20 protein-coding genes are annotated in these 18,363 nt (G+C 58.0%); 10 read left to right on the plus strand and 10 right to left on the minus strand.

Features of this window, described 5'->3' with window-relative positions; translation table 11 throughout:
- Position 1 precedes the first annotated feature (1 nt).
- On the minus strand, positions 2-994 hold the full coding sequence (locus AC0V6N_RS12920) for a hypothetical protein (protein WP_486171954.1): 993 nt from the start codon (positions 992-994) through the stop codon (positions 2-4).
- Positions 995-1,114: 120 nt separating this feature from the next.
- Between AC0V6N_RS12920 and AC0V6N_RS12925 the strand changes: the two genes are divergently transcribed.
- Positions 1,115-1,585: an Lrp/AsnC family transcriptional regulator gene (locus AC0V6N_RS12925; protein WP_486171955.1), complete on the plus strand. Its 471-nt coding sequence runs from the start codon at positions 1,115-1,117 to the stop codon at positions 1,583-1,585.
- On the opposite strand, the gene AC0V6N_RS12930 is transcribed toward AC0V6N_RS12925, so the two are convergent.
- Together AC0V6N_RS12930 and ung are read right to left on the minus strand one after the other, a co-directional pair.
- Positions 1,582-1,908: a TraR/DksA family transcriptional regulator gene (locus AC0V6N_RS12930; protein ID WP_486171956.1), complete on the minus strand. Its 327-nt coding sequence runs from the start codon at positions 1,906-1,908 to the stop codon at positions 1,582-1,584. The two genes, AC0V6N_RS12925 and AC0V6N_RS12930, sit on opposite strands and share 4 nt — an antisense overlap.
- The gene (gene ung, locus AC0V6N_RS12935; protein ID WP_486171957.1) at positions 1,905-2,591 is read right to left on the minus strand and encodes a uracil-DNA glycosylase; all 687 of its coding nucleotides are present in this window, start codon (positions 2,589-2,591) and stop codon (positions 1,905-1,907) included. Before ung ends, AC0V6N_RS12930 begins: the two co-directional genes overlap by 4 nt.
- Positions 2,592-2,676: 85 nt before the next feature.
- Between ung and AC0V6N_RS12940 the strand changes: the two genes are divergently transcribed.
- Genes AC0V6N_RS12940 through AC0V6N_RS12950 form a run of 3 tightly spaced genes read left to right on the plus strand, consistent with a single transcriptional unit; the run spans position 2,677 to position 4,547 of the window.
- Complete coding sequence (locus AC0V6N_RS12940; RefSeq protein ID WP_486171958.1) at positions 2,677-3,312, plus strand: ribonuclease D; 636 nt, start codon at positions 2,677-2,679, stop codon at positions 3,310-3,312.
- Between the two features lie 9 nt (positions 3,313-3,321).
- Positions 3,322-3,990: an LPS export ABC transporter periplasmic protein LptC gene (gene lptC, locus AC0V6N_RS12945; RefSeq protein WP_486171959.1), complete on the plus strand. Its 669-nt coding sequence runs from the start codon at positions 3,322-3,324 to the stop codon at positions 3,988-3,990.
- Positions 3,987-4,547, plus strand: coding sequence for an LptA/OstA family protein (locus AC0V6N_RS12950; RefSeq protein ID WP_486171960.1), 561 nt, complete (start codon positions 3,987-3,989; stop codon positions 4,545-4,547). The genes lptC and AC0V6N_RS12950 overlap by 4 nt, the downstream gene beginning before the upstream one ends.
- A gap of 59 nt (positions 4,548-4,606) precedes the next feature.
- Here the strand turns inward: AC0V6N_RS12950 and AC0V6N_RS12955 are convergent, their stop codons facing one another.
- From AC0V6N_RS12955 to AC0V6N_RS12975, 5 genes are all read right to left on the minus strand, one after another.
- Complete coding sequence (locus tag AC0V6N_RS12955) at positions 4,607-6,010, minus strand: exopolysaccharide biosynthesis polyprenyl glycosylphosphotransferase (RefSeq protein ID WP_486171961.1); 1,404 nt, start codon at positions 6,008-6,010, stop codon at positions 4,607-4,609.
- A gap of 117 nt (positions 6,011-6,127) precedes the next feature.
- Positions 6,128-7,168, minus strand: coding sequence for a DNA polymerase III subunit delta (gene holA, locus AC0V6N_RS12960; RefSeq protein WP_486171962.1), 1,041 nt, complete (start codon positions 7,166-7,168; stop codon positions 6,128-6,130).
- An 18-nt stretch (positions 7,169-7,186) separates the two neighbouring features.
- Positions 7,187-7,705, minus strand: a complete 519-nt coding sequence (gene lptE / locus AC0V6N_RS12965) for an LPS assembly lipoprotein LptE (RefSeq protein WP_486172490.1) — start codon at positions 7,703-7,705, stop codon at positions 7,187-7,189.
- Positions 7,705-10,212, minus strand: a complete 2,508-nt coding sequence (leuS, locus tag AC0V6N_RS12970; RefSeq protein ID WP_486171963.1) for a leucine--tRNA ligase — start codon at positions 10,210-10,212, stop codon at positions 7,705-7,707. Before leuS ends, lptE begins: the two co-directional genes overlap by 1 nt.
- 53 nt (positions 10,213-10,265) lie before the next feature.
- On the minus strand, positions 10,266-10,670 hold the full coding sequence (locus tag AC0V6N_RS12975; RefSeq protein ID WP_486172491.1) for a DUF3576 domain-containing protein: 405 nt from the start codon (positions 10,668-10,670) through the stop codon (positions 10,266-10,268).
- 425 nt (positions 10,671-11,095) lie between these two features.
- Here AC0V6N_RS12975 and AC0V6N_RS12980 point away from each other — a divergent pair, with 425 nt between their 5' ends.
- The 5 genes from AC0V6N_RS12980 to AC0V6N_RS13000 all read left to right on the plus strand — a co-directional run bounded on the left by AC0V6N_RS12980 (position 11,096) and on the right by AC0V6N_RS13000 (position 14,181).
- Positions 11,096-11,878, plus strand: coding sequence for a hypothetical protein (locus AC0V6N_RS12980; RefSeq protein WP_486171964.1), 783 nt, complete (start codon positions 11,096-11,098; stop codon positions 11,876-11,878).
- Between the two features lie 121 nt (positions 11,879-11,999).
- Positions 12,000-12,722 (plus strand): acetoacetyl-CoA reductase, encoded by a 723-nt coding sequence (gene phbB, locus AC0V6N_RS12985; RefSeq protein WP_486171965.1) that lies wholly within the window; start codon positions 12,000-12,002, stop codon positions 12,720-12,722.
- A gap of 158 nt (positions 12,723-12,880) precedes the next feature.
- Entirely contained in the window at positions 12,881-13,537 is a 657-nt protein-coding gene (locus AC0V6N_RS12990) for a PilZ domain-containing protein (RefSeq protein ID WP_486171966.1), read from the plus strand.
- 37 nt (positions 13,538-13,574) lie between these two features.
- A complete protein-coding gene (locus tag AC0V6N_RS12995) occupies positions 13,575-13,790 on the plus strand; it encodes a TIGR03643 family protein (RefSeq protein WP_486171967.1) in 216 nt (71 codons plus the stop codon).
- A 145-nt stretch (positions 13,791-13,935) separates the two neighbouring features.
- On the plus strand, positions 13,936-14,181 hold the full coding sequence (locus tag AC0V6N_RS13000; RefSeq protein WP_486171968.1) for a ribbon-helix-helix domain-containing protein: 246 nt from the start codon (positions 13,936-13,938) through the stop codon (positions 14,179-14,181).
- On the opposite strand, the gene murA is transcribed toward AC0V6N_RS13000, so the two are convergent.
- Positions 14,178-15,458, minus strand: coding sequence for a UDP-N-acetylglucosamine 1-carboxyvinyltransferase (gene murA, locus AC0V6N_RS13005; protein ID WP_486171969.1), 1,281 nt, complete (start codon positions 15,456-15,458; stop codon positions 14,178-14,180). The two genes, AC0V6N_RS13000 and murA, sit on opposite strands and share 4 nt — an antisense overlap.
- Before the next feature lie 148 nt (positions 15,459-15,606).
- Between murA and AC0V6N_RS13010 the strand changes: the two genes are divergently transcribed.
- Complete coding sequence (locus AC0V6N_RS13010; protein WP_486171970.1) at positions 15,607-16,485, plus strand: UTP--glucose-1-phosphate uridylyltransferase; 879 nt, start codon at positions 15,607-15,609, stop codon at positions 16,483-16,485.
- A 63-nt stretch (positions 16,486-16,548) separates the two neighbouring features.
- Here AC0V6N_RS13010 and AC0V6N_RS13015 read toward each other — a convergent pair whose 3' ends face one another.
- Entirely contained in the window at positions 16,549-18,291 is a 1,743-nt protein-coding gene (locus AC0V6N_RS13015) for a flotillin family protein (RefSeq protein WP_486171971.1), read from the minus strand.
- Between the last annotated feature and the right edge of the window lie 72 nt (positions 18,292-18,363).

Genomic DNA, 18,363 nt, shown 5'->3' on the forward strand with positions numbered 1-18,363 from the left:
TTCATCGGCAGCGCTGCATGGCTTCAGACAGTTCAGGCACCTCAGCCACAGGAATTTGCCAGACCTGGTACAATCCCGCCTCCTGCCCACGCGCGGGACGGTCAGAGGTAAAAACCAAGGTCTTTCCATCAGGCGTGATCCGTCCAGCGAAATCAGAATTGGGGGAGTTCACGCTCTTACCCATTCTGAGTGGCTCGGACCAAACTCCCTTTTTTGCAGTCGAAACGAACAGATCGCCTGGTGCTTGGTCTCCTCGTTCAGAGGTGCTTAGCAGCATCAAACACCCATCAGGTGACAGCCAAGATCCGTCATTTTCTCCATCGTTGTTGATCGGTGCTGGCAAGAGCTCCGGACGTCCAAATCCCCCTGCACCATCACTGCGCGCGCGGTAAATGTCGCGCAAGCCTGCTCCATCGAGACGCTCGCTCCAAAAATAGAGGTCGCCTGAACGAGTAAGGACAGGAGCGGTCTCGTTATTGACGTATCGTGTCGTACGAATGCGCCCACCACGGATGCGATTTATGTCGGGTTCGTCAATCGCCTCCGGCTTGGCCTGAGGATCAGTTAGGTCGAGCCTGAAAAGATCAAAATCCTCAATCACGTTGCGACCACGATGCCGCTCGCGAGACGGTGCCCAAGAAAAATAGAGCAATGAGCCATCAGGCGAGACGCTGGGCCAATCGGCTCTAGCGGTTTGAGGCAATTCAACGAGCTCAGGCTTTGACCAACCATTCGCCGTCCTATTGGATCGCATCAGTAATTGAGGACAATTCCAGATGCGTTCGCAATCGGCCTGCGTGAAATAGATCGTATTCCCATCAGGCGAAAACGCAGGACTAAGGGTGACGCGTCCAGCCTGTTCCAAATCGTTCGGAGCAAAAAGAGTAGCCCCACTGGCGGGTTGCTGTGTTTCTGCGTGTTGCGACTGAGCTGTTGGAGCACACGGTCCAAGCATCAAAGCAAGTGTGGTCAGGGACAGGGAAATACTCTTCATGATGCGACAATCCTTCAAACTCAGTTCCCGATCCCGGTTTCATTGTTAGCTTGGCCAAAAAGGTGATTGTGCGCATTTTCGATCATTGCTTGCTCGATTTAGTTCGTTCAACGTGTGCAAATGACCGATAGCACTCAAACAATGCTCGACGACGCGGATCGACGAATTCTGAGAGAGGTTCAGCTCGACATGGGCCGATCGCCGGAAATCATAGCCGAGGCCGTTGGCTTGTCTGTTTCAAGCTATCGCCGGCGTCTCAATAAACTTCGCCAATCAGGCATAATTACGCGCAAAGTTGCGTTAATTGACACCCGGCGGCTGGGCATTGAGGTGATTGTAATGGTGAGCCTAAATGAAGAGCGCGGGCCGGATTACGACCGGCTCAAACGCCATTATCGCGCAAGCTCTCACGTCACTCAATGCTATAGCGTGACAGGGGAGGCAGACTTAGTGCTGCACGTCCATATGCCCGACATGTCGAGTTTTGAACGATGGATCGAGGAAAGCATCATTCAGGACGAAGCGGTCAAGCGCTGCACAAGCCACGTCGTCTATTCGCGCGTAAAATTTGAGACAGCTATCCCGGTCTAACCCGCACACCCCACGCACACTGCTACACTTGGATCGTGGCGCAGGCGTGCCTCGGCGATATCTTCGCCGCAGGTTGCGCAATAGCCCCATTCACCGTCTTCGATCCGTTCAAAAGCAGCCTTGATCCGCACGCGTTCTTGCGCGCGGCGGCGCTCGGTTGCCTGCGCCATGGCCTGTTGCTGCATTGCGTCCATCCGGCTGAGGCGGCCTACGCTGTCTTGTTGCAATGTCACGGGATCGCGCGCCTCGTTATTGGCGGCATCCTCTGCGTCCAGCTCAGCAAGGCGAGCGGTGAGCGCGGCTCTAGCTTCCTCTTCTGTCATAGCGCCCACTTTATCGGGCTGACGCCTTTGGCATCAAGGAAGGCGTTGGTCTTGCTGAAAGGCTTTGACCCGAAAAAGCCGCGATGGGCAGACAGCGGGCTGGGATGCGGAGACTTGATAACAAGGTGGTGATCTGCGCTTCCAAGCCCGCGCACACGGCCCGCTTTCTTCGCCGCATGGCTGCCCCAAAGGATGAAGACGGTTGGCGCGCCTTGCTCCACCACAGCCTGAACGCAGGCATCAGTGATCGCGTCCCAGCCGCGCCCAGCATGGCTTCCCGCCTGCCCCGCTTCGACAGTCAATGTGTTGTTGAGCAACAGCACGCCCTGCTCCGCCCACGGGGTGAGGTTGCCGGTGACCGGGCGCGGGATGCCAAGATCGCTCTCCAGCTCTTTGAAGATATTCACCAGTGACGGCGGCTGTTTAACTCCGTCTTGCACCGAGAAACTGAGCCCATGCGCTTGGCCCGGCCCGTGATAGGGGTCCTGCCCAAGCACCACCACCTTTACACTGTCGAGCGGCGTTGTGGCGAGCGCGGCCAGCCGCGTGCCTTGCGGGGGATAGATGGTCTTGCCCGCCGCTTCCTCTGCCCGCAGCCACCCGCCCAGCTTGCGCGCCTCGGGCGTCGCCAATGCAGGTTCCAGCGCCGCGCGCCAGCTTTCGGGGATGTCGTCTCTCGCCATCTTACAGCCAAGGCTACACCCTGCGATGCGCTAAGGGCGAGAGACCTCTTTCCCTCTATCCCCAATCGGCGTAGAGGCTGAGCCTATGGCAGTTCACTTTCATGAAGAAGACCTCCCCGATGGCGTGCTCCAGGGCACATCGGCATTGGCGGTCGATACGGAAACCATGGGCCTCATCACGCCGCGCGATCGCCTTTGCCTGGTGCAGATCAGCGACGGTTCTGGCGATGAGCATCTGGTGCGCTTCAATCCGGGCAGCGAGTATGACGCGCCCAATCTGAGCGCGATCCTGGCGGATGAGAACCGGGTTAAGCTGTACCACTTTGCGCGCTTCGATCTGGCCGCGATCCAGTATTATCTGGGCGTGATGGCGGCGCCGGTGTTCTGCACCAAGATCGCGAGCAAGCTGGTGCGCACCTACACAGACCGCCATGGCCTCAAGAACCTAACTGAGGAGCTGCTGGGAGAGAACATCTCAAAGCATCAGCAATCCAGCGACTGGGGCGGCCCCGTTTTGAGCGATGCACAGCGTGACTATGCCGCATCTGACGTGCGCTATCTGCACCGCCTGCGCGCCGAATTGGAAGTGCGGTTGGAGCGCGAAGGGCGCACTGATCTCGCCCAGGCCTGTTTCGACTTCCTCCCAAGCCGCGCCCTGCTCGACATTGCAGGTTGGGACGGACGCGACATATTCAGCCACAATGAAGGTTTCTACGCCTAAGCAAACACCATGGTCATCAAACGCCGCATCGAAACCAGCGAAGCGCAAGAGCTGCGCTCCAAACGACAGCATTTCGCTGCGCCCGGTGGCAGTCATGACAAGCTGGTCGGGTTCCTGGCTCGCGTTTTGCCGATGGGTGTAGGCGTACTCGCCGCATTAATGATCATCACGCCATTGTCCCCGCGCGGGGAGGTCAGCTTCTTGCTCGACCGAACGCAGGTTTCGGTGATTGATGAACGGCTGAGCGTCGATAACGCCATGTATCGCGGGCGCGACAATGAAGGTCGCCCGTTTTCGATAACCGCGGGCGAAGCGGTGCAACGATCCAGCGCGGAAGGCAAAGTGCGCATGCAGGATCTGCTCGCGCAATTGCTGCTGACCGATGGCCCAGCACGGCTGTCTGCGCCCGGCGGTGTGTATGACATCAATGAAGAGGTCGTCGATGTGGACGGCGCCATCCGCGTGCGAACCGCCGATGGCTATGCGCTGACCGCCAGCGGGGTCTCCTTCGATTTGGAAGAACGCATGATGCGCGGCGAGAACGGGGTGTCCGGCTCTATCCCCGCAGGCACGTTCACCGCTGATACGATGAGCGCGGATATCGATGCACGCGTTTTGAAGCTTGACGGCAATGCCCGGTTTACAATGGTACCGGGCGAATTGAGGATTCCGGAATGACGACCCGCACAAAAGATCTGAAACGAGTGGCCGTGATCTGGGCCGCAGGCGGCTTTGCCATGGCGAGTGTGCTTGGCGGTGTCGTAAGCGCGGGTGCACAGGGGCTTGCCTCGCACAACACGCAGGCACCTGTCTCCTTTGATGCGGGGAGCTTCACACTCGATGACCGATCAAATCGAGTTGTGCTGACCGGGGATGTTATCGTCAATCAGGCTGGTCTTAGAGTTCGATCTAACCGGATGCTGGTTCAGTATACTGATGATGGCTCGCTGGATGTGAACCGCATTACCGCCAATGGCGGTGTGGTCGTGACACGCGGCAGTGAGCGGGCAAGCGGCGATGTAGCGGTCTATGATTTTGGCCAGCGCGTTATCACCATGGCTGGCAATGTGCGACTTAGCCGTGGCGGCGATGCGCTGTCCGGCGGGCGGCTGGTGATTGATCTCGACAGCGGACTTTCAACGATTGATGGCCGATCAAGCGGTGGCAACGCAGCGCCAGGCGAAGAAGGTTCAGATGGCCGCGTGCGCGGTACGTTCACGGTATCAGGGAGCTAGGTCAGTTCGGTAGCAAAAGCGGCCATAAGCATGACCGCTCGCTCAAAGGCGCGCGAAAGTCAGTACGCGTTATCGTGACGCAGCACCCAGATCGTGCGGAAGACGATCTCTATGTCTCGGCGCAGCGACCAGCCTGAGATATATTCAAGGTCCGATTGCAACCGGTCGGTCAGGTCTTTTTCCTGCTCGGTCGCACCGCGATGGCCACGAATTTGCGCAAGGCCAGTAAGGCCGGGTTTCAAGCAATGGCGATGCCAATATTGCGCGTCCACTTCCCAAAACAGCTTACTATTGGCCCGGCTGCCCAGCGCATGCGGACGCGGTCCAACGATCGACATATCCCCTCGCAACACATTGATCAGCTGCGGCAGCTCATCAATGCTGGTCCGGCGGATAAAGGCTCCGAGACGGGTGATGCGATCATCTGCGCGGCCTGTTGAACGGTCACCATCCGCATCGTTCTTATCGACCTTCATCGACCGAAACTTGAGCATTTCGAAAAACTGATTGCCTCGGCCCAAGCGCCTTTGGACAAACAGGATCGGTCCGCCATCTTGCAGCTTGATCAACAAGGCCGTGACCAACATCAATGGCGAAAGCACTAGCAATGCGCCGCCTGCGACAAACATATCGAACAATCGCTTCGAAATCCGCGAGCGCAGCCCAAGGGGACCGGTCGACACCACCAATGTCGTGCGCCCCTGCTCATCATAGCGATTGACCGCAGTGGCCCCCAGCAAATGAAGGGGTTCGCTGACAATCTCGCCATGAACGCCGGTGGATTTGAGCATAAACGCCCAAGCTTCGCGCCGTTCGCGCGGGCAGCTTACCACCACCTTGTCCTGATTTTGCAGAAGCTTGCCGAGCCTATCGAGCATGAAAGGATCATGGCTGGTGGGATCGATCTCATATTGCTCAGCTGAGATTGTATCGGCGCGTTCGTGGGTGAAATCTGGGCCGCCATCAGCGATGACCAGCCGGTTCAATGTGCGGCCTGCCCAAAATTTCTCGACCAACACAGGCACCAGACGTCGCAATGCCAGAATGCACAATGCTGAAAGCAACAGCCCCAGAGTTACCGAAACACGCGAAAACTGCGCAGTCGTCTTCATGTAGAATGCGACAAAGTTCAGCAGCGTTGCAGAAATAACCAGCGCAATGATCGCTTGGCGCGCGCCAAATACCCAGTCGGTCAACGCTTTGCCGCTGTAGCTCATATTATACAGGGCGATCGTGAAGAACACCGGCAGCATCATCTGCACAGCCAGCATATTGCGCGAATACCACCAGACGCCTTCATACAGCAGGCCAGCAACCGCAAAGGCGAGATGCAAGACCGCTGCATCAATGAGCATCATCAGCGCATAAGCGCGAAGACGCCGCCGCTCCAGCGACGGCACGACCGCATGGTCAAACTGATTGGGCGTCACTGTTTCCAGCTGCACCCCAGCCATCTTATTCATGTTTTCCCGCACCCCTCATGGAGGCGCCCCTTAAGTAGCAACCCTAACTTGCTAACTACTCTTTACACACAAAAGCGCCATTCGCGCGACTGCGAAATGGGTGACCGTCCGAATTTGCTACCGTCTCGCGGCAAATCTGGCGATTTCAGTGAGATCTTGCGCAAGCAATAGCTCTGCGGCCTGACTGTTTGAAAGCAGCGCACGGTGCAGCCCGATGAGCCGCGGGATCAGGCGGTCAAGCTTTTGCCGCGGCCATGCCCCCAATTGCAGGCGGATTTCGCGCTCTTCCTTCCAGAAAATACCCAATTGGGCCTTTTCCCCGCGTCCCAGATTATCAAACGACCCGCGCGTGCCGAGTTTTGCGGTGATCTGCGCAAGCTGCGCTGCACGCCGCTCCAGCGCCAGCAATAGCCCAACGGGATTAAGGCCAAGCTCTTTAATCCGGCGGATTTCGACCGGCAATTTGCCAAGCTCTCCACCCATCACCGCATTGACGACAGGGCCAAAGCCATCCTCTTCGGTCGCCGCGCCAATCTCACCGTAGTCCTCGACACTGGCAGTTTTGGGCGACTGGGCATCGGCATCCATGTAGAGCGCGAGCTTGTCGACCTCGGACTGTGCAAGCCGCACATCAAGCCCCGCTGCCCGCGCGATCCGCTCTGCCAGATCTCCGCCCAGCCGCAGTCCTGCCGCGTCGGCCATATTGCGCACGCTTGCTGCGACACTCATCAAATCGGGCGGATAGAACATCGCGACCAACGCATCGCCGCGTTTCTCCAGCAGCTTGGCTGTGCGTGATTTGTCTGTGGCCGCGGTCGCGACAACCAGCACCGGGGCGGCATCGCCTGCGCCCGCTTCGCCGGTTTCGATCAGGGCCTTTAGTGCATCATGCGCTTCGTCCCCGCTAGCGCGCACAAGGATGTGGCGTTTGTCACCAAAGAGCGAGGATGATCGCGCCTCGTCACCCAGCAAGGCAGGATCGCGCTTCAAATCGCCGCCGGAAAGCTCAACCCGCTCGCCAGCATCAGGCATGGCTTCGATGATTTTGGCAGCGGCGGCGGAAGCGCCCGCTTCATCAGGGCCGCAAAAGAAGAAAAGAGAGGCCTGAGACGCGGATTTGGGCAGGCCGCGCGCAAATTCGGTGTGCTTTGCCTTCATAGGGCCTTCACCCGCCCATCACTCGCTTGCCTGCGCCCGTTCGCGCTCACGAAGGGTGAGTGCAATCCGCGTCACCATCCGGTCGGCCACGTCCTTGGCCAGATTTTCAAGCGCGGTTTGCTCAGCGGCGATGGTTGCATATTCGGAAGAGACCACATCGATCCCCGCATCCGATCCAGCAGTCGCATCGAGCAGGATCTCGCCAGTGGTAAGGTCAATCAACTGATAGCGTGAGCGCAAGATACGGCGTTCGCGGCTGATTGTGTCATCGTTTAGGACACCCAATGCCTCAAGCGCATCATCAAGCCGCACATCAAGGCGATATCGAGGGCTGGCATTGTCGGATCCGTTATTGGCAACGCCCAACCGATCTTGCAGCGCATTGCGAACAAGCCAGCCATCGCGCCCCGGAATGGCGGGCACGTCGACGGCGGCCAAACCTTGGGCCACGGCAGACCCAGAGCCGGTCGAATAAAGCGGCTGCAACCCGCAGGCTGTCAATGCGAGCAGCGCAAGAGAGGCGAGCACTGCGCGCATCATGTAACGATGTTGACCAGTCTATCAGGCACCACGATCACCTTGCGAATTTCTGCCCCGTCAAGTGAACGCTGGACCTTCTCGCTCGCCAGTGCAAGCGCTTCGAGGTCTTCTTTGGCTGCACCCTTGGGCGCAGTGATCGTGTCGCGCAATTTGCCCTTATGCTGGATCGCGATGGTCACTTCATCCTCAACCAACATCGCAGGATCGTAGGCGGGCCAAGCCGCCTCAGCGATCAGTGTGTCTTCTCCCAGCTGCGCGTATGCCTCTTCGGCTAAGTGCGGCATCATGGGGGCGATAAGATGAAGGATCGTGCGGATTGCGAAATTGCGGCTTTCGCTGGCTTGCGCTTTTTCAGCCGCCGCGGTGAGTTCGTAAATACGCGCAACCGCTTTGTTGAAACTGAGCGCTTCAATATCTTCGGCGACGGCGACGATCGCTTGATGGGCTTTGCGAGCGAGTGCCTTGTCTTCGCCGGCCGCTTCAGGGTCGATCTGACCGAACAGGCGCCAAAGCCGTTGGACAAAACGCCAGCAGCCTTCGATCCCGGCCTCTGACCATGGAAGGTCGCGTTCGGGCGGACTGTCTGACAGCATGAACCAGCGCACGGCGTCTGCGCCGTAGCTGTCGATGATATTGTCCGGATCGACGACGTTCTTTTTCGACTTCGACATTTTGACGACGCGGCCACGCTCGACCTCTTCGCCGCTATCAAGCGTAAATGCCTTTTCGCCTTCAATGCGAACTTCTGCCGGGCTGAGCCATGGCCCGTCCCCCACCCGGTACGTCTCATGCGTGACCATGCCTTGCGTGAACAGAGCGGCAAACGGTTCCTTCACATCGAACTTGCCAATGTGAGCGAGCGCACGGGTCCAGAAACGGGCGTAGAGTAGGTGGAGGATCGCATGCTCGATCCCGCCAATGTAGTGCTGCACCGGCATCCACTTGGCGATCTCAACCGGATCAAACGGTGCATCCGCAGGCTGCGAGGCAAAGCGCAGGAAGTACCAACTGGAATTGGTGAAGGTGTCGAGCGTGTCGGTCTCACGCTCCGCTTCGCCGCCGCATTTGGGGCACGATGTGTGCTTCCAAGTGGCATGACGCTCAAGCGGGTTACCGGGCGTTTCAAAATCCACATCCTCGGGCAGAGTGACAGGGAGCTGATCCTTGGGCACGGGTACGATCCCGCATGCATCGCAATGGATGAAGGGGATCGGTGTGCCCCAATAACGCTGGCGCGAGATGCCCCAGTCGCGCAGCCGCCAAACGGTGGTGCCTTCACCCCAGCCGCCCGCTTCAGCGCGTGCGATCACGTCGGCTTTGGCGTCCTCAACCGACTTGCCATCAAGGAAGTCGGAATTGACGATCACGCCGTCTCCGGCTTCCGCCTCATTCCCCATCGGCGCATCGGCTTCGGAGGCGTCCTTTGCAACGACGCGGGTGATGGGCAGCTCATATTTGGTCGCAAATTCAAAGTCGCGCTGGTCGTGGCCCGGCACACCCATAACCGCACCGGTACCGTAATCCATCAGCACGAAATTCGCGATGAACAGCGGCATAGCCTCGCCCGTAAACGGGTGCTTGGCTGTGATCGACGTGCGGTAGCCGAGCTTTTCTGCCGTCTCCAGCGCCGCTGCGGTGGTGCCACCTTTCTTGCACTCTTCGATAAAGGCGGCGACGTCCGCATCGCCCGCTAGCGCTTGCGCAACTGGGTGATCGGCGGCGACAGCGACAAAGCTTGAGCCAAAAATCGTGTCGGGACGGGTGGTGTAGACGGGCAGCTTCTCGCCGTTTGAAAGCTCAAACGAAAACTCGAGCCCCGACGACTTGCCGATCCAGTTTTCCTGCATCAGCTTGACCTTGTCAGGCCAGTCTTTGAGCTCACCCAGCCCCTCGAGCAACTCGTCAGCAAAGTCGGTGATTTTCAAGAACCACTGGTCAAGCTTGCGCTTCTCAACCTCAGCGCCTGATCGCCAGCCTTTGCCATCAATCACCTGCTCATTGGCGAGCACGGTCATGTCGACCGGGTCCCAGTTCACCTCGGAAGAGCGCCGATCAATCAGGCCGGCGGCGTACATATCGAGGAAGAGCGCCTGTTCGTGGCCATAATATTCCGGGTCACAGGTCGCGAATTCGCGGGTCCAATCGAGCGCGAAGCCAATGCGCTTCAATTGCGCTTTCATCGCCTCAATATTGGAGCGGGTCCAGGCACCGGGATGGACTTTCTTCTCCATCGCAGCATTTTCCGCTGGCATCCCGAAAGCGTCCCAGCCCATCGGATGGAGCACTTCGCACCCTTGCATCTTCTTAAAGCGCGCGAGCACATCGCCCATCGTGTAATTGCGCACATGGCCCATATGGATGCGCCCCGATGGATAGGGGAACATCTCAAGGATGTAGCTCTTTGGCTTATCGCTATCGCTATCAGCGGTGAACGTGCCCGCTTTATCCCACGCGCCCTGCCAGCGCCCGTCAGCTGCAGACGGATCGAATCGAGTGTCAGTCATGAATTCTCGCTAGAGAGAAGTTGCCCGATGGGCAAAGATTGAGCGGGTTGGGGTTAGCCTGCCAGTGCTTTGCGGCGAAGATCGCGCGCTTTGGTGAGGATGATGTCCTCAAGCTTTTGCACGGTCGCGGCCTGAACGGGCGCATCCACCCATGTGCCGCCTTGCGCAACCTGACGGTTGGCCGCCACACGCAGCGCATCCGCGCGCAAATCTTGGTCGAGGATCGTCACTGTGACCTTCACCCGCTCATTGGGGTTCGAAGGGTTCGCATACCAGTCCGTCACGATCACGCCGCCCGAACTGTCAGCCGACAAAAGCGGCGCAAAGCTCAGTGTTTCCAGCGCGCCGCGCCACAGATAGGCGTTCACGCCGATTGTGTTGATCTGCGCCTCAGCCAGCTCGGTCGTGGGGCGTTCGTTACCGCCACATGCGGCCAACGCGCCTAGCGCACCCGCCATGAGAGCAATGCGGGTGGAGTTCGAAAATGCCGTTTTTGCGCGTGTCACTGCGGTAAAGTCCCTCATTGGAAGTAGTACAAAGCTCTATACCGAGCCTGTATCAGGCGGCAAGCGTGCAAAACTTACGCTCTGCCCCTTATGCCGGAATTCATCCGATTGGCGGTAATCCCCTGTATCCCCGATTAATCGCGCAAATTGAGCGACTATGACGGCGTCCAAGCAGGAGTCTGTGTGACTCCGGCAACAGGTTGGGAATGAACCGACACGCAATTTTTGTAAAAGATTGCATGCCCTAGCGTCATAACCGTAACCTTTGTGCTAAGAAGTACGAACTCGAGTCGGAACTCAGCATCTGTTCAGATGTTTTTTGTTCAAACGGCCGCGAAAACGAGCTTCGAGAAAGAACAGGGATTTAAAGGCAGACCATGGCACAGCGTTTCAGCAAGACAGCGAGAAAGCAGCTTCAGCTGCCGCTGCTTGGTGTGGGCGCTGCACTGGCATTGGCTCTCCCATCAGCTGGGCTTGCTGTTGTCAGCCTGACGTCTGGCGATGATGACGCCGCCTTTGATCTGTTTACACCCGCTTCGATTGATCCTGATCTGGCAGCCCGTGTGGCGGAAAAAGCACGTGAGCGCGGCATTCCTTTCACACCTGCTGGCACCAGCCTGGTCGACACAGATCGCACTGTCACTGTTGCAGTGCGCATCGACGGCGAAACAGCGCAGGCCATTTCGGTTCGCCCAGTAACCGACGCTGCTCCGGGTAAAGGCCCTGGCATTGCGGGCCTACAGTCCAGCCGTTTCAACCTTGGCACAGCGCGCGGCTATCAGAGCTTCACGCGTGTTCAGCCAGAAACGCCGCAAACTTCGGCTGTATCGCTGCCCGAAAGCGTGCGCGGCAACCAGCTTAGCAATTTGAGCATTCCTGATCTTTCCGAGTTTGAGCCCGCTGGCCCTTCACGCGAAGACAAGCCAAGCCGCCTGCAGCCGCGCATCTCGCTTGAAGACAATGCGATTGCGGGTCGTTCGGTGAATACACTCGATGCTTCTGAAGATTCGGTCGATGTCGGCGGTTCGTTCCGTGTTTCGCGCAATCTCGATGTAACCGCTGGCGTCCGCTATTCGCAAGAACGTGATCGTCTGGCGCCACTGACCGATTCGGCACAGGACAGCCAAGCGGTCTATGTCGGCACGCAAATCCGCTTCTAAAATTTAGACGCCCCATCCCAAGCAAAAGAACCTCGCTTAATCGCGGGGTTTTTTATTGCCTGACGCTACGGCACGGCTAGGCTGCACATTCGTCCAGAACACGTGCAAGGGGTCCGAACTTATGAGCCGAGTAGCCATCGTCACCGGAGGAACACGCGGAATTGGGGAGGCGATCTGCCAGCGCCTCAAGCGCCAAGGCCACACCGTCATCGCCAATTATGGCGGCAATGACGATGCCGCCCGCGCTTTCACCGAGGAAACCGGCATCCCCTCGCTCAAATGGGATGTAGGCGATCACGAAGCTTGCATCGAAGGCTGCGCCAAAGTGGCGGCGGATTATGGCGAGGTTGATATTGTCATCAACAATGCCGGGATCACCCGTGATGGCACGCTTCACAAAATGAGCTTTGACGATTGGAACGACGTTATGCGCGTCAATCTGGGTGGCTGTTTTAACATGTCGAAAGCCTGCTTTCCCGGAATGCGGGAGCGAAAGTGGGGCCGCATCGTCAATATCGGTTCGATAAATGGCCAGGCCGGGCAATATGGCCAAGTCAATTATACAGCGGCGAAGTCGGGAATTCACGGCTTTACCAAAGCGCTCGCTCAAGAAGGGGCGAAGGTCGGCGTCACCGTTAACGCGATTGCGCCCGGCTATATCGACACCGATATGGTCGCCGCTGTGCCGGAGCCTGTGCTGGAAAAGATCGTCGCCAAAATCCCGGTCGGTCGGCTCGGCCAAGCCGAAGAAATCGCACGCGGCGTCGCCTTCTTCACCTCAGAGAACGGCGCCTTCATGACCGGATCGACCATGAGCATAAATGGCGGCCAACATATGTATTGATGCATATCTTTTGAGAATTATGACGCGCTTGTTTCGCCCAGTATCCCACGTTTTACCGAAGCATTAACCATTACGCATTATCCCTCATTATCCATAAAAGAAACGGACGGTCGCTCGGTATTACGGATGGGTCGAATTATCGGCTTTGAGGGATAGTAATGATGCAGACGAGCACGAACAATTTTGACGCCGGGCAGCATGCAGAGATGCGCGGTCAGCCGCGTGTTGAGCTTGCACCGCGCCCAGCGAAGGTGATTTGCCAGACGGGCGAATATCTTTGCGTGGTACGCGACGTTTCAGTTCTGGGCGCAGGACTGGGCTTTTTGCATGCAGTTCCGCCCGAGCCACGCATCATTTTGCAAATGGCAAATGGCTTAACCTATCCGATTGAGCGGGTGTGGATTGGTAAAAAGCAGGCAGGCTATCGATTTGGCTGCGAAGTTTCGCTCGATGAATTCACGCAAGAAACAGGCGACTTCACCCCGCGCGCGATCCGACTGGATGTCGAGGCCGCTGCAAAGCTGGGCGATGGACGCAAGCTGCGCAATGTGCAGATCATAAACCTCTCCTGCGACGGCGCGCGGTTTGAATGCGAAGACGACGTGCCGCTCAATTGCTTGCTAGGCTTTGCGATGGAGGGGTTGGATAAGCGCCTTGGCCAAGTGCGCTGGCGCGATGGCACAACCTACGGAATTCAGTTCCAACACGCATTGAGCGAGCAGGAATTGGCCGATTGCGCGCTGGAATTGCAGCCCTTTGGCTCGCCCTTTCCCAATCAGCTAGGCGGCGCTTTGCAGGCAGCGCGCGCGGCATAGGGCTTGCGCTGATGACGGGCGTTCCCACCTAAGCGTCATGGCGTCACCAAACACCCTCAATGAAGCAGAAATCAGCGCGATTATCGAAATGGCGCTAAGCGATCATGTCAGCTTTGCTGTCATCCGCGAGGAGTTTGGCCTTAGTGAAGCTCAGGTAAAAGAGCTGATGCGCGACAATCTCAAGCCGGCGAGCTATCGCACTTGGCGCAAACGCGTGCGGACATTTTCCGACCGCCGCGAACACTATAAGTAAGGGCGATTGCGGTCCCGTTTCTGCAGGTCGCTAGTTGATTTTCCTACAGGCCATTCGTTTGATAGAGCGAAGGTCAGCGCGCTCTATCAAAACACAAAGTTTCTTTGTTGCCGCTGCCCGAATGTCCTTTATCAACTAACCCATCGTGCAAGACGACCAAACACCACTCTACCACCCACCGGTGAAGCGCTCGGTCCAAATTGATGGGCACAAGACATCTATCAGCCTGGAGCCGCTGTTTTGGGAGATGCTGCGCGACGCGTCCGTGCGCGAGGGGGTGCCGATCAATGCGCTGGTCGCGCGGATTGATGTCGAACGGATCAAGTCACAAACCCCGCCCGGCCTCGCCAGTGCGATCCGGCTTTGGCTGGTGGCTAACAGCGCGGCCTAGTCGTCGACGCGTTCGATATCTGCGCCGACCAATTGCAGCTTTTCCTCTAGCCGTTCGTAACCGCGATCAAGGTGATAGATGCGGCGCACTTGCGTTTCGCCTTCCGCGGCCAATGCGGCGATGATCAGGCTCATGGATGCGCGCAGATCCGTTGCCATAACTTCAGCGCCCGTCAGATCGACCGGCCCCTTAACGATTGCCGTGCGCCCTTCGGTTGCGATATCCGCACCCATTCGGGTCAGCTCTGGCACATGCATGAACCGGTTCTCGAAGATCGTTTCTCTCAGCACACTTGTACCTTCCGCCTTGCAGAGCAGGCTCATCAGCTGGGCCTGCATATCTGTGGCAAGACCGGGGAATGGAGCGGTGGTCAGGTCGGTGGGTTGCAAGGGGCCATTGGCCGCAACTGATACTCCCTTGGCATCTTCCTCCACATGCAGACCGATATTGCGCAAGGCCGCCAGCGTTGAGGCCATGTCATGCGCGCTCGCCCCTTCGAGCCGAACGTTGCCGCCGGTGATCGCCGCGGCACAAGCATAAGAGCCCGCCTCAATCCGGTCCGGCATGACTTTGTAGGTCGCGCCGTTCAGCCGCTTGACCCCGTGGATCGTCAGATCGCTTGAGCCGATGCCTTCAATCTCTGCTCCCATCGCAATCAGCAGATTGCACAGATCCACGATCTCAGGCTCCCGCGCGGCGCCCGTCAGTCGGCTTGTCCCATTAGCAAGGACCGCCGCCATCAGCGCGTTCTCGGTTGCTCCGACCGACACAACGGGGAAGTCGAAATCGCCACCCGGCATACCGCCATCAGGCTGCATCGCTTTGACGTAACCCTGAGCAAGCTCAATCTCAGCGCCCATCGCTTCGAGCGCTTTCAAGTGCAGGTCAATCGGGCGGTTGCCGATGGCGCAGCCACCCGGCATCGAAACGGTCGCTTCGCCCGCACGGGCAAGCATGGGGCCAAGCACCAGGATCGAGGCACGCATTTTGCGGACCAAATCATACGGCGCGACGCTCGATGTGATCCGGGTCGCTTCCAGCCGCATGGTCCGCCCAAAATCCTCAGGACGCGTGCCTTGAATAGCGGTGGTCACACCAAACTGGTTCATGAGGTGCTGGAACCCGTCAATATCCGCCAGGCGCGGCAGATTGCGCAAGGTGACCGGTTCTTCGGTCAAAAGTGCGCACGGGATCAGCGTAAGAGCTGCATTCTTAGCGCCAGAGATGGGAATAGTGCCCGACAGCGTGTTGCCGCCGCGAATAATCAGTTTGTCCATGCTTCTCCTCTAGCGAAACCTGCCTTTCGCGCAACTGACGCAAGAGACACCGCAATCAGGCATCCACAATGCCCAATCGTTGACCTATCGCCTGGCGCAAGGCACGAGCATTGTGCAGACCATTTAAATCGCAAGGGCAATCCGTTTAATGTCACAAAAGCCGATCAAGAAAGCCGTCTTCCCCGTTGCGGGTTTAGGCACGCGTTTCCTGCCCGCGACAAAAGCAATACCGAAGGAATTGCTGCCCATCGTTGATCGCCCGCTCATCCAATATGCAGTGGACGAAGCGCGCGAGGCGGGGATTGAGCAGATGATCTTTGTGACCGGGCGCGGCAAGACCGCCATCGTTGAGCATTTCGACATGGCCTATGAACTCGAAGCGACCATGGGAGAGCGCGGCAAGGATATGGGCGTGCTTGATCCGACACGGGCAACGCCAGGCGACATCATCACGGTACGCCAGCAAGTGCCAATGGGGCTTGGCCATGCGATCTGGTGCGCGCGGGCGATTGTGGGTGATGAGCCCTTCGCCATTTTCCTGCCCGATGAACTCATGATCGGGAAAGCAGGCGGCACTGGCTGCATGAAGCAAATGGTCGATGCTTACACGCAAGTTGGCGGCAACCTTATTAGCGTGCTCGAAGTGCCGATGGAGGAGGTCTCCAGCTATGGCGTGATCGATCCGGGCGCAGAAAGCGGATCACTTACCGAAGTGAAGGGCTTGGTTGAAAAGCCACCGCAAGCCGAGGCGCCTTCAAACAAGATCATCTCAGGACGCTACATCCTTCAACCCGAAGTGATGCGGACACTGGAGAACCAAGGGAAAGGTGCTGGCGGCGAAATTCAGCTCACCGACGCAATGGCGAAGATGATCGGGGACCAACCATTCCACGCAGTGACCTTTGACGGCAATCGCTATGATTGCGGCAGCAAGGTTGGCTTTGTCGAAGCGACATTGGCATTGGCATTGCAACGCGAAGATATGGGCGATGAAGTCCGCGCGATGGCGAAGCGCCTTTTGGGATAAAGAAAACCCCGCCGAACCATCAAGTCCAGCGGGGCTTCTTTCTGTTAGCGAAGCTTCAGCGCCTTACTCAGCGGCTTCTGCATCCTCTGCACCGTCGCCATCAACGGTGTCGCCAGCATCATCCATCAAGGACAGCTTTGACACTGCCTCCTCGACGCTTTGCGGATCGTCAGCTGCCGCCTGCACAAGCGTGCCCAGCGAAGAACCGTCGAGACCCAGTTCCTTCATCAAGCCGTCAAGCACCGGTGCCTGAGCGCGGTAGGCGAGCGCTGCAGAAACCGCGTCACTGGCCAGGTTTCCCGAGCCGCCACCCGCACCGCCTGTGCCGCCATCATTAGCAGCTCGGCCGCCGCCACCATTGTTGGTGAGGCCATCGACCTGAACGATCTTGATCGAGTCAATCGCTTCCATCGGCTTGGCGCTTTCCTTGATAACTTCTGGAAGCACCTGAAGCAGCGCCAGTTTGGTCTGAAGGCTGATCTGATCCATTGAGAGGATGTTGGCCGCCTCATTGACCGCTTGCTGACCAGCGGCTTCGACTTCGAAGCGTACACGGTCGGCTTCGGCGCGCAGGATTTCAGCATCCGCATCACCTTTTGCCTCAAGCCGGGCAGCTTCGGCCCGATTAGTGGCCGCGTCACGCTCAGCTTCTGCTTCAACCTTGATCTGGATCGCGTCACGCTCGGCTTGCTTGGCCGCTTCGATCAGCTCGATCTTCTTCTGACGCTCAGCAATCTCGCTTTCTCGTGAGGTTGCAACTTGCTCTTCAGCTGCCACCGCTTTGGCGCGGGCCGCGTCGGCCTCTGCTTTGGCCTGGCTTTCCTCGCGAGACTTGTTCTGAACCGCGATTTGCTGCTCTTGTCGCGCAATTTCGAGCGCGCGGGTCTGATCAATCCGAGCTTCCTCGACCAAGCGATCCGCTTCGATCTGTTGCGCATCAACCTGCTTTTTGGCCTCAATCTTGGCCGCATCGGCTTCGCGCTGACGTTCTGCTTGTTCGCGCGCGATTTCCGCCATTTGAGCGGCACGGCGCACTTCAACTTCGCGTTCCTGCGCCAGGCGAGCGTATTCCTGGTCACGGCCAATCTCGAACGATTTGGTATCCGCTTCTAGGTTCTTCGTTTCCATCTCGACCCGCGTGTCCTGCTCAATGTCGTTACGCAGTTTCTTGCGTGCTTCGATTTGCTCAGTCAGCTTCGTCAGACCCTCAGCGTCAAACGCGTTGTTGGCGTTGAAGTGCTCAATGCTGGTCTGGTCGAGCCCGGTTAGCGAGACCGATTCCAGCTCCAAACCGTTCATGGCCAAGTCGTTTGACGATACTTGCTGCACCTTTTGGACAAAGTCTGCCCGCTGTTCGTGCAGTTCGTTCATGCTCATGCCCGCAGCAACGGAACGCAGCGCATCGACAAACTTACCCTCGACGAGATCCTTGAGCATCTCAGGCTGCATCGTGCGGCTACCCAGCGTTTGCGCAGCCATCGCGATTGAGCTCGCATCAGGGCGAACGCGGACATAAAACTCCGCCTTCACATCGATCCGCAACCGGTCGAGAGTAATCAACGCCTCAGCATCACGGCGAACGACCGCAAGCACCAGCGTGTTCATGTTCACCGGCATTGTTTCGTGGAAGACGGGTAGCACAAGCGCACCGCCATTCATCACAACCTTCTCACCACCAACACCGGTCCGGACGAAGGCAATTTCCTTTGACGCGCGGCGATAGAGGCTCGTTAGTGCGATAAATATGATTAGGAGGACCACAAAGGCGAGGCCGATCCAAATCGCTAATTCAAATAGATTTTCCATTTCTTCTCCTGTTGCGTGTGTTGCGCGGCGCTGCAGTTCGGGGCCCAATTCTGGGTTCGCGCGCGGCGCAGT

The organism is Erythrobacter sp. S57(2025) (assembly GCF_057365055.1).